This is a genomic window from Rhodovulum euryhalinum (genome assembly GCF_004342445.1).
Lineage (GTDB): Bacteria > Pseudomonadota > Alphaproteobacteria > Rhodobacterales > Rhodobacteraceae > Rhodovulum > Rhodovulum euryhalinum.
In genome coordinates this window covers 1-2,492 of record NZ_SLWW01000035.1, presented here as the reverse complement: position 1 = coordinate 2,492, position 2,492 = coordinate 1, and the positions used below count along the sequence as shown (strand labels likewise).

Annotated in this window: 2 protein-coding genes; both read right to left on the bottom strand. The window is 63.2% G+C overall.

Annotation, left to right across the window (positions count from 1 at the left end; genetic code table 11):
* Positions 1-73: 73 nt before the first annotated feature.
* A complete protein-coding gene (gene istB, locus EV655_RS18430; RefSeq protein ID WP_132546807.1) occupies positions 74-865 on the bottom strand; it encodes an IS21-like element helper ATPase IstB in 792 nt (263 codons plus the stop codon).
* Positions 855-2,378, bottom strand: coding sequence for an IS21 family transposase (gene istA, locus EV655_RS18425; protein ID WP_132546808.1), 1,524 nt, complete (start codon positions 2,376-2,378; stop codon positions 855-857). Before istA ends, istB begins: the two co-directional genes overlap by 11 nt.
* Positions 2,379-2,492: the final 114 nt, after the last annotated feature.

The following is a 2,492-nucleotide window of genomic DNA, read 5'->3' as shown; positions in this document are numbered from 1 at the left end:
TGTTGGCTGTCACTGAGAACTGACCCGGCGTTGTCACCGAGAACTGACCCGCCCGGTCGTTATGTTTGCTACTTCATGCTGGGGTCAATGGTGCCGTCTCCTTCCGTTTCCTTTTCGCTGTCTCGGAGCTTGCCTTGAAGCGATAGCTGTCGTTGCCGGTCTCGAGGATGTGGCAGCGGTGGGTGAGCCGGTCGAGCAGGGCGGTGGTCATCTTGGCGTCGCCGAAGACCGCGGCCCACTCGCTAAAGCTGAGGTTGGTGGTGATGACGACGCTGGTGCGCTCGTAGAGTTTGCTGAGAAGATGGAACAGCAGCGCACCGCCCGAGGCGCTGAACGGCAGGTATCCCAGCTCGTCGAGGATCACCAATTCGGTCTTCACCAGCGCCTCTGCGATCTTTCCGGCCTTTCCCTGCGCCTTTTCCTGTTCCAGCGCATTCACCAGCTCGACGGTCGAGAAGAAGCGCACGCGTTTGCGGTGATGCTCGATGGCCTGGACGCCGAGGGCGGTCGCGACATGGCTTTTCCCCGTTCCGGGCCCGCCGATCAGGACCACATTCTCGGCCGCGTCCATGAACTCGCACCGATGGAGTTGCCGCACGAGGGCTTCGTTGACCTCGCTGGCGGCGAAGTCGAAGCCGGAGAGGTCCTTGTAGGCCGGGAAGCGCGCGGCCTTCATGTGATACGCGATCGAGCGCACCTCGCGTTCGGCCATTTCAGCCTTGAGCAGCTGCGACAGTATCGGCATCGCGGCTTCGAACGCCGGGGCGCCTTGCTCCATGAGGTCATGCACGGCCTGCGCCATGCCCGGCATCTTCAGGCTGCGCAGCATGATGACAATGGCGGCTCCAGCGGGGTCATGACGCATGGCGTGTTCCTCCCCGCAGCCCGTCATAGCGTGCGACATTGGCCTCAGGTTCCTTCGTGAGGACGAGCCTCGAAGGCGGCGTCACATCGGGCTGGTCGGTCGGTGTGCCGTCCACCAGCCTGTGAAGCAGATTCAACACATGGGTCTTGGTCGGCACGCCTGCCTCCAGCGCCATTTCCACGGCGCAGAGCACGGCCTGTTCCTCGTGATGCAGGACCAGGGACAGGATCTCGACCATCTCGCGATCGCCGCCGGGCTTGCGCAGCATCTGTCCCTGCAACTGGCGGAATGCCTCCGGCATCTCGACAAACGGGGCGCCGTTGCGCAGCGCGCCCGGCTTGCGCTGAACCACGGCGAGGTAATGGCGCCAGTCATAGATGACGCGGCCGGGGTGTCGGTGCGACCGCTCAATGATGCGCTGGTGCTCGCAGACCACGTGCCCTTCGGCCACGATCACCAGCCGTTCGGGGTAGATGTGCAGGCTGACGGGGCGGTTCGCGAAGCTGGCAGGCACAGAGTAGCGATTACGCTCGAAGGTGATCAGGCAGGTGGGCGACACCCGCTTGCTGTGCTCGACATAGCCATCGAAGGCCGTGGGTAACGGCATCAATGCGGACTTCTCGGCCTCCCAGACATCGGCGATGGTGCCGGGCAGGCTGCCATGTCCGGTCTCGGTCCACAGCGCCCTGCAGCGCTCTTCCAGCCAGAGGTTCAGCGCATCGAGATCCGGGAAGGTCGGCATCACCTGCCACAGCCGGTGGCGTGCATCGCGGACGTTCTTCTCGACCTGACCTTTCTCCCACCCCGCCGCCGGGTTGCAGAAGTCGGGCTCGAAAACGTAGTGGCTCGTCATGGCCAGGAACCGCGCATTCACGTCGCGCTTCTTGCCCACGCCCACGCGGTCCACCGCCGTCTTCATGTTGTCGTAGATCCCGCGGCCAGGCACGCCCTCGAAGACCCGGAATGCATGCCAATGCGCATCGAACAGCATCTCGTGCGTCTGCAGCAGATAGGCCCTGACCAGGAACGCCCGGCTGTGCGACAGCTTGATGTGGGCCACCTGCAACTTGATGCGCTCGCCGCCGACATGGGCCCAATCCTCGCTCCAGTCGAACTGGAACGCCTCGCCCGGCTGGAACACCAGCGGCACGAATGCTCCGCGATCGGTGGTCTGCTGTGCGCGTTGTCGCTCTCCTTTCCAGGTCCGCACGAAGGCTGCGACCCGCTCATACGAGCCGTCATAGCCAAGCTGAACCAGATCAGTATGCATCTGCTTGGCGGTGCGCCGGTCCTTGCGCGACTTGCGCTGCTCCGTCACCAGCCAGCCTGACAGCTTCTCGGCATACGGATCCAGCTTCCTCGGCCGCGCCGGTGTCTGGAACCGGGGTTCAGTAATCCCTGCCCGCAGATACTTCTTGATGGTGTTGCGAGACAGCCCGGTCCGCCGTGCAATCTCGCGGATAGGCATCTTGTCCCGCAAAGCCCAACGTCGAATGACGCTCAAAAATCCCATGTCGATCACTCCAAAAAACCCCCGACGAACTCCGTCAGGGGCAAGGTTCCACATGGGTCAAATCTCAGTGACAATTCCGACTGCTGCCGGGTCAGTTCTCAGTGACAGCCAACA

Excerpts from the sequence above, each read along its gene's own strand:
- istB (WP_132546807.1), bottom strand. The coding sequence starts at position 865 with ATGCGTCATGACCCCGCTGGAGCCGCCATTGTCATCATGCTGCGCAGC.
- istA (WP_132546808.1), bottom strand. The coding sequence starts at position 2,378 with ATGGGATTTTTGAGCGTCATTCGACGTTGGGCTTTGCGGGACAAGATG.